Genomic DNA, 7037 nt, shown 5'->3' on the forward strand with positions numbered 1-7037 from the left:
CCGCCGCCCAGGCACTCGCCGACGCGGCCAGGGCCAACGGCGTCACGTCCGAGGCGCTGCGCCCCGCCCCCGTGGCCGAGGACCGCTGAGATCGTCCCAGGCCGTCGCGTGGGGCACACTCGGGTGTAGGGGTGTGTCCCTGCGGATCATTGCGAGGCCCGGATGTTCGATGTGCCGTTCTGGCTCTGGATAGCCTTCGCCGCCACCGTCGTCGTGTCGCTCGCCGTCGACCTGCTGGCCCACCGCGACACGCACGTCATCGGCTTCAAGGAAGCGGCGGCCTGGAGCGGGCTGTGGGTCGGCCTCGCCCTCGTCTTCGGCGGGGTCGTCTTCTTCGTCCTCGGCGGGACGGCGGGCACGGAGTACACCACCGCGTGGCTGCTGGAGAAGAGTCTCTCGGTCGACAACCTCTTCGTCTTCGCCCTGATCTTCGCGTACTTCAAGGTGCCCCGCGCCTACCAGCACCGGGTTCTCTTCTTCGGCGTCATCGGCGCCCTGGTCTTCCGCGGTGTCTTCCTCGCCGCGGGTGTGGCCGTGGTCAGCCGGTTCACCGCCGTTCTGTTCGTCTTCGCGGCCATCCTCTTCTACAGCGTCTACAAGATCCTCAAGGGCGAGGAGGAGAGCTTCGACCCGGGCCGGAGCTTCGCCGTCCGGCTGCTGCGCAAGGTCATCCCCGTGCGCGACACCTACGCGGGCCCGAAGTTCTTCGTGAAGGAGGCGGGCAAGCGGGTGGCGACGCCGCTGCTCGCGGTCGTCGCGGCGATCGAGGCGGCCGACCTGATCTTCGCCGTGGACAGCGTGCCGGCCGTGCTCGCCGTCAGTGACGACGCCTTCATCGTCTACACCAGCAACGCCTTCGCCATCCTCGGCCTGCGAGCCCTGTACTTCCTGCTGTCGGGGCTTCTGGACCGCTTCCACTACCTGAGCAAGGGCCTGGCGATCATCCTCGGGTTCATCGGCGTCAAGCTCATCCTCCAGGCCCTCCACAAGATGGTCAGCCCCTCCGTGCCGGAGATCCCGTCCCCGGTGAGTCTGGCGATCATCGTCGTGGTCCTGGCGGTGTCGGTGATCCTGAGCCTGCGACACCCCGTCGACCCGGCCGACGAGGACGCGGGCGGCTCTGACGAGGAGGAGGCTTTGGCGCCACCCCCTGGAGGGCGCCAGGACCCCCGGTGAAGCCCGGCGTGGCACAGGACTGTTCCCGCCGGGCATGAGAACGTAAAGTAGGGGCAAAAGCTTCTAAAAGGCTCTTCCTAGCGTGGACGTGAGAATCATGGGCAGTCACACGCAGCACACGAAGACGACGCGGGCCGAACCGCGGCAGGCCGACGTGCAGCGCGGGCACACCTGCCCGTCCTGCGGCCACCACGTCCCCGCGGAGATCAAACGGCACAAGACCCTCGGCATCTACGTCCCGGAGTGGCACCGGGGCACGTGCCGCAACCCTGACTGCGCCGAATCCGCGGCCGACCGCCGCGGGTGACCACCGGCTCGGCGAAACGCACCGGCGACCAGCCGGCCGATCTCCGTGCCGATCTCCGTGCCGGACACACCGCCGCCGCGCGCTCGACACGGCAACAGCACCCGACCGCGCCGGGCACAGGATGTCGGGTCCCGGAGGCGTGGGCTCCCTAACGTGAATGAGCGAAAGGGAAGGAGCCCGGGGTGCTGGAACGGCTGAACCAGGCCATGGAACACATCGAGGCGCATCTCGACCGGCCGGTCGACGTCGCCGAACTCGCGCGCATCGCGGTGTCGTCGGAGTACCACTTCCGGCGCATGTTCTCCGCGCTGTCCGGCATACCGCTCTCGGAGTACATCCGCCGCCGGCGGCTGACCGTGGCGGGCGCCGAGGTGCTCGCCGGTGAGCGGACGCTGCTGGACATCGCGGTCCGCTGCGGCTACGGCTCGGGGGAGGCCTTCGCGCGGGCGTTCCGCGCCATGCACGGTGTGGGCCCGGGCGAGGCCCGGCGAACCGGCGCGGCTCTGCAGTCCCAGCCCCGGATGTCCTTCCGTCTCGTCGTAGAAGGGAGCAGCAGCATGCGATACCGGATCCAGGACAAGGAGGACTTCCGTGTCGTCGGAAAGAGGGCCCGTGTCCCCCTGGTCCACGAGGGGGTCAATCCGGCGATCGCCGAGTTCATCCGGGGCATTGGTCCCGGCACCCTGGAGCGGATCACGTCGCTCTCCGACCAGGAGCCGAAGGGGATCGTCGGAGTGTCCGACCAGATCGACCCGAGCCGCGCCGAGGGCACCGAACTCGACTACTACCACGGTGTCGTGACTCGCGCGGAGACCCCCGCGGACCTGGACGCCCTCCCGGTCGAGGCGGGCACGTGGGCGGTGTTCGAGAACTCCGGTCCGTTCCCGCAGGCCCTCCAGTACCTGTGGCGGGACGTGTTCACCCAGTGGTTCCCGTCGAACCCCTACCAGAGCAGGCCCGGACCCGAGATCCTCCGCGTCCGACTGACGGAGGACGGGGCGCGGGCCGACGCGGAACTGTGGATTCCCGTGGAGCGGACGACCACCGCCTGAACGGCGGGGCCCGCTCCGAGGCGACCGTCCGGGGCGACGCGTACGCCTGCTCTTCTCAGCCGACGGCCGGTCCGGTGACGGGCCGGCCCTCGGTGTCGTAGGGCCAGACATTGGTCCGGCATCCGTGCAGTCCCTTGATCTGCTGCATCATCACCGGTGCGGGCCGCCCCGCCCCGGGGCACCCCTCGTGGCCGTGGCCGAGGAAGTGTCCGACCTCGTGGTTGATGATCAGAGCCCGGTAGGACGTCACGTCGTCCGCGTAGTACCGCGTGGCCAGCAGCCACCGTTTGAGGTTGACCATGACGTCCTGACCCACGTTGCAGTTGACCTCGCCGCCGGTGTCCAGACCGTACTGGCCGCATATGTCGTCCACCGTCTCCGCCGTGGCGAGCCGTACCCGGAAGTCGGACGGGCCGCCGGAGACCCGCCGGAACCCGACCTTCCCGTCGGCCGTCCAGCCCCGCTCGTCGGCGAGGATCCGCTCGACCTCGGTCGCGACGTCCCGCGCCGGGATCCCGATGCCGTCCTCGACCTGGACCACGTAGGTCAGCGTCCGCCCGCTCCCGCCGACCCGGTCGCCGCCGCCGCCCGCGGTGGCGAACGTCCCCGGGCCCGACGACGGAATCGAGCCGGGGTCCGGGCTCCCCTCCTTCTCCTTCTCCTTTCCGGCCTCGGCCCCGGGCTCGTCCTCCGTCGCCTCCTCCGTCTCGACGACCTCGTGCGACGCGGGTCGCTCGGACGCCGAGGACGCCGAGGACCGCCCGGCGCCATCCGTCGCGTCGACGGAGCGGGGCGAGGTGTCCGCGCCCTCCTTGAGGACCAGACCGCCGGCGAGCAGCAGCACGGCGCCGGCCGCGAGCCCCGTCCACAGCCTCGGTGGCTTCCCGCCCCGTCTGCGGCGGCTGCGTCGGTGGGCCGTACCGGAGGCCGGCGAGGACGTCGATCGGTGCTCGTTCATGATCACGAAGCGTGCCCTCGCCGTGTGATCGCCCGTGGACGGCTTTTGGACCGCTGTGTAACAGCCGCCACCCGCGCACGGACATTCGCACGTTCATACGCATACTGAGATCCATGCCACGGGTCCTGATCATCGAAGACGACCGCGCCGTCCGGGAGGGCGTGCGCCTCGCCCTGCGCCGCCAGGGGCACGAGGTCGCCGCGGCCGCGACGGGCGAGGACGGACTGGAACTGCTGCGGTCCTTCGGGCCCGACGCCGTGGTCCTGGACCTGATGCTGCCGGGCATGCCCGGCCTGGAGGTGTGCCGACGGATACGCGCGCACGACCAGGTGCCGATCATCATGGCCACCGCCCGCGGTGACGACACCGACATCGTCGTCGGGCTGGAGGCCGGGGCGGACGACTACGTGGTCAAGCCGGTCCGTGCCCGCGTACTGGACGCACGCATCCGCGCGGTGCTGCGCCGCGTGGGCGGCGCGTCGGACGAGAACGGCACGCCCCGTACCGAGCACCACGGTGATCTGGTCATCGACCGGGCCGGACTCACCGTCACCCACCAGGGGCGGCCCGTCGCCCTCGGCCCCTCGGAACTGCGGCTGCTGCTCACGCTGTCCGCCTCGGCCGGGCAGGTGTTCAGCCGCCAGCAGCTCCTGGAAGCCGTGTGGGAGCACAACTACCACGGGGACGCGCGGCTCGTGGACGCCTGTGTCAAGCGCCTGCGGGCCAAGATCGGCGAGCCCGCGGGCAGACCCCGCTACGTCCACACCGTGCGCGGCTTCGGCTACCGGTTCGGGGCCCGGTGAGAGTTCCCCGGGTGCTGCGCGCGCTGAGCGGCCTGCGCGTGCGGCTGGTGGTGGCCTTCACGCTGGTCGCCGTCGTGGCCACGGTGACCACCGGCGCGCTGACCTTCCGTGAGGCACGCACCGGGGTCCTGCAACAGAGCCAGGACACCGTGATCGAGGACTTCCGGCACCGGGTCAACACCCTGGTCCCCAACTACCGTTTTCCGCCCGACGAGTCCGACCTGCAGTCGTTCGCCGTCGACGTGTCGCGCGGCGGGCGGTCCCAGAACTGGCGGGTGCTGGTCGCCTACCGGGACGCGAGCGCCACGTCCGGCCCCGGCGACGCGTTCCGGGAACTGTCCCCGGCGATGCGCGAGTCCGTGCGCACCCGCCGCGCCACCGTGTTCCAGCGGGTTACGCGGGACGGCCACTCCGCACTGGTCGTCGGCATGCCCGTCACCTTCGCGGGCCAGTACGGCACCGAGCGGCGCGCCTCCGGACTGGAGGTCTACCTCACCGTGCCGCAGCGGGAGGAGCAGGGCTACGTCGACGCGCTGGTCACCGCCATCGAACGCGCCACCGTGCCCGCCCTGGCCCTGGCCGTGCTGATCGCCCTCCTGGCCGCGCGCGGAGTGCTGCGGCCCGTGCGGGCGCTGCGGCGGGCGACCCGCAGCATCGCCGAGGGCCGTCTGGACACCAGGCTCGCGGTACAGGGCTCCGACGAACTCGCCGACCTGTCCCGCACCTTCAACGAGACGGCCGCCGCGCTGGAGGGATCGGTGGCGGAACTGCGCCGCATGGAGGCCGGTGCCCGCCGCTTCGCCGCGGACGTCTCGCACGAACTGCGCACCCCGCTGGCGGCGATGTCGGCGGTGACGGACGTGCTGGACGAGGACGCGGCCGGCCTCGACGACGACACCGCGATGGCCGTACGCCTCATCAGCGAGGAGACCACGAAGCTGGCCGGTCTGGTGGACGACCTCATGGAGATCTCCCGGTTCGACGCGGGCGCGGCCGCCCTGCACCTGGACGAGATCGACCTCGCCGAGTCGGTACGGCGCACGCTCGCCTCCCGCGGCTGGCTGGACACCGTGGAGACCAGCCTGCCGGAACCGGGCACGCTGCGCGGCCGGGTCGACCCGCGCCGCCTCGACGTCGTCGTCGCGAACCTCGTCGCCAACGCCCTCCGGCATGGCGCTCCACCCGTCCGCCTGCACCTCTACGCAGAGGACGATCCCCACGCGGGGAGGCAGGCGGTCGTCGTGGTCGGCGACGCCGGGGACGGCATCGACGACGGCGTCCTGCCGCACGTCTTCGACCGCTTCTACAAATCGGACAGCGCCCGGACCCGCAGCGAGGGCAGCGGCCTCGGGCTGGCCATCACCGCGGAGAACGTACACCTGCACGGCGGCACCGTCCGGGCCGCCAACCATCCGGACGGCGGCGCCGTCTTCACGGTCGTCCTCCCGCTGAGACCGGACGGGACGCAGGACCGGGTGCCGCACGCGGCGAAGGAGGAACAACCATGAACCCGCCCACGCCACCACCGGCGACCACGACGGCCCCGGGCGCGGTACCGGCCGGCACCAGCGCTCGACGCCGGCTCCCCCTCCTGCTCGCGGCGGCGCTTCTCCCGCTCTCCGCCTGCGGCATCCCCGCGACCGGTGTGGTCGAGGCGGGCGAACCCGCGACCGGCGTACTGGAACCGGGCCGGCCCCCCACCCCGTCGCAGGCCGAGTCCGTGGCCGTGCCCGTCACCACGGTCCCGCTCTACTTCGTCACGGACGGCGCCCTGGTGGCGGTGGGCCGCACGACGCACGGCGCGGCCGATCTCGGCAGCGCGGTACTCATGCTGTTCAAGGGCCCGGACGAGCGGGAGCGGGAGGCGGGGCTGACGACCGAACTGCCGCCGGCCTCCGTGGTGCCCACCATCCGGACCGACGGAGCGGCGGTCGTCGTCCAGCTGCCGCGGAGCGCCGGGAGCCTCAGCGGCACGGCCGTCGACCAACTGGCGTGCACGGTCGCCGTCGCCCGTCTGCGTCAGGACCCGGCGCTGGGCAGCGCGCAGGTGACCGTGGAGCAGCCCGGCGGCCGGCTGGCGGGCCGGTCCAGCGACGACTGCCCGGCGGGCGGGACCCGCGAGGCCGGAGGGACTGGCGGTGCGGACGGACCGGACAGCGCGGAAGGGCCGTACAGCGAGGACGGGACGGGCAGCGCAGGCGGCACCGGCGGCGGCTGACCCCTCACAGGCAACCCGAAGGATCATCTCCCCCTCCTCCTCCAACGAGGGGCGCCCGCACGGGCGAAGCCCCGCCCCGAGGTATTGAGGAGCGGATTCTTGATACGAGCTCGAAAGACCTGGGCCGCCGCCACGGCGGTGCTGACACTGGTGGGAGTGGCGCCCGCCGCGGCCCACGCCCTGCCGCGGCCGCCCGGCGCCGCTTCCGCGCAGTCGGCACCGGACGGCACCGCCGACCTGCCGCCCGGCTGGCGGATCACCGGCACCGATGACGCCGGAACCCTGGAGTGGCGCTCCCCGCGGGTCGTCCCGCCCGGCGACGCACGGGTGGAGTTCCGCACCGACGGCCGCCTGCTCGGCGTACCGGAACCGGACGAGGACGGCCGGACCTTCCGCTTACCCCTGGACGACACCGAACCGTCCGCGCGGAACGGGCTGACGGACCTCCAAGTCATCGCCGCCGGACGCCGGCTGGACGGCGAACCCGGTGCCGCCGCTCGCGAGCGCCGCCCCACCGAGGCGC

7 protein-coding genes and 1 pseudogene are annotated in these 7037 nt (G+C 72.2%); 7 read left to right on the top strand and 1 reads right to left on the bottom strand.

From position 1 onward, the window contains the following. The first annotated feature begins 162 nt into the window (after positions 1-162). From EBH09_RS33690 to EBH09_RS33700, 3 genes are all read left to right on the top strand, one after another. Positions 163-1176: a TerC family protein gene (locus tag EBH09_RS33690; RefSeq protein WP_121750606.1), complete on the top strand. Its 1014-nt coding sequence runs from the start codon at positions 163-165 to the stop codon at positions 1174-1176. A 97-nt stretch (positions 1177-1273) separates the two neighbouring features. After that, positions 1274-1483 carry a hypothetical protein gene (locus EBH09_RS33695; protein WP_121750607.1) on the top strand — a complete coding sequence of 70 codons (210 nt, stop codon included), beginning with the start codon at positions 1274-1276 and terminating at the stop codon, positions 1481-1483. 182 nt (positions 1484-1665) lie between these two features. Next, positions 1666-2535, top strand: coding sequence for an AraC family transcriptional regulator (locus EBH09_RS33700; RefSeq protein ID WP_121750608.1), 870 nt, complete (start codon positions 1666-1668; stop codon positions 2533-2535). A 55-nt stretch (positions 2536-2590) separates the two neighbouring features. Here the strand turns inward: EBH09_RS33700 and EBH09_RS33705 are convergent, their stop codons facing one another. Beyond that, the gene (locus EBH09_RS33705; protein WP_121751139.1) at positions 2591-3493 is read right to left on the bottom strand and encodes a DUF3152 domain-containing protein; all 903 of its coding nucleotides are present in this window, start codon (positions 3491-3493) and stop codon (positions 2591-2593) included. 113 nt (positions 3494-3606) lie between these two features. Between EBH09_RS33705 and EBH09_RS33710 the strand changes: the two genes are divergently transcribed. The 4 genes and pseudogenes from EBH09_RS33710 to EBH09_RS39560 form a co-directional block, all read left to right on the top strand. Beyond that, on the top strand, positions 3607-4296 hold the full coding sequence (locus tag EBH09_RS33710) for a response regulator transcription factor (RefSeq protein WP_121750609.1): 690 nt from the start codon (positions 3607-3609) through the stop codon (positions 4294-4296). Positions 4297-4307: 11 nt separating this feature from the next. Then, complete coding sequence (locus EBH09_RS33715) at positions 4308-5804, top strand: ATP-binding protein (RefSeq protein ID WP_193776673.1); 1497 nt, start codon at positions 4308-4310, stop codon at positions 5802-5804. Continuing rightward, positions 5801-6514, top strand: coding sequence for a hypothetical protein (locus EBH09_RS33720; RefSeq protein WP_238697519.1), 714 nt, complete (start codon positions 5801-5803; stop codon positions 6512-6514). Before EBH09_RS33715 ends, EBH09_RS33720 begins: the two co-directional genes overlap by 4 nt. Before the next feature lie 99 nt (positions 6515-6613). Beyond that, positions 6614-7037: pseudogene (locus EBH09_RS39560) on the top strand (hypothetical protein); the annotation flags it as partial.

This window comes from Streptomyces sp. E2N166, assembly GCF_003671715.1.
Taxonomy (GTDB): domain Bacteria; phylum Actinomycetota; class Actinomycetes; order Streptomycetales; family Streptomycetaceae; genus Streptomyces; species Streptomyces thinghirensis.

Excerpts from the sequence above, each read along its gene's own strand:
- EBH09_RS33690 (WP_121750606.1), top strand. The coding sequence starts at position 163 with ATGTTCGATGTGCCGTTCTGGCTCTGGATAGCCTTCGCCGCCACCGTC.
- EBH09_RS33695 (WP_121750607.1), top strand. The coding sequence starts at position 1,274 with ATGGGCAGTCACACGCAGCACACGAAGACGACGCGGGCCGAACCGCGG.
- EBH09_RS33705 (WP_121751139.1), bottom strand. The coding sequence starts at position 3,493 with ATGAACGAGCACCGATCGACGTCCTCGCCGGCCTCCGGTACGGCCCAC.
- EBH09_RS33710 (WP_121750609.1), top strand. The coding sequence starts at position 3,607 with ATGCCACGGGTCCTGATCATCGAAGACGACCGCGCCGTCCGGGAGGGC.
- EBH09_RS33720 (WP_238697519.1), top strand. The coding sequence starts at position 5,801 with ATGAACCCGCCCACGCCACCACCGGCGACCACGACGGCCCCGGGCGCG.